Origin of the sequence: Pseudomonas sp. 50_B (assembly GCF_017491625.1) — a bacterium.
Lineage (GTDB): Bacteria > Pseudomonadota > Gammaproteobacteria > Pseudomonadales > Pseudomonadaceae > Aquipseudomonas > Aquipseudomonas danubii.
This window is the reverse complement of the sequence record NZ_JAFGYX010000070.1, coordinates 1-612: the sequence shown is the minus strand read 5'-3', so window position 1 is coordinate 612 and position 612 is coordinate 1. Positions and strand designations below refer to the sequence as shown.

The window sequence follows — 612 nt, the reverse complement described above, 5'->3', positions numbered from 1 at the left end:
ACGTAGAGTACGATTCGCACATTCGTCACTACGCGCACGTTGACTGCCCAGGTCACGCCGACTACGTCAAAAACATGATCACCGGTGCTGCCCAGATGGACGGCGCGATCCTGGTTTGCTCGGCTGCCGATGGTCCGATGCCACAAACTCGTGAGCACATCCTGCTGTCCCGTCAGGTAGGCGTTCCGTACATTGTTGTCTTCCTGAACAAGGCTGACATGGTTGACGACGCTGAGCTGCTGGAGCTGGTTGAGATGGAAGTGCGCGATCTGCTGAGCACTTACGACTTCCCGGGTGATGACACTCCGATCATCATCGGTTCGGCTCTGATGGCCCTGAACGGCCAAGACGACAACGAAATGGGTACCACCGCTGTTAGGCGTCTGGTAGAAACTCTGGACACTTACATCCCGGAGCCGGAGCGTGCAATCGACAAGCCGTTCCTGATGCCAATCGAAGACGTATTCTCGATCTCCGGTCGTGGTACCGTGGTAACTGGTCGTGTTGAGCGTGGCATCGTTCGCATCCAGGAAGAAGTTGAGATCGTTGGTCTGCGCGATACTCAGAAGACTACCTGCACCGGCGTTGAAATGTTCCGCAAGCTGCTCGACG

The 612-nt window shown here is 56.2% G+C and carries 1 protein-coding gene; it reads left to right on the top strand.

All coding sequences use genetic code 11. The annotated features are described in order from the left end of the window. On the top strand, positions 1 to 612 hold a 612-nt coding region (locus J5M73_RS30930), incomplete at both ends, for a GTP-binding protein (protein WP_243434000.1).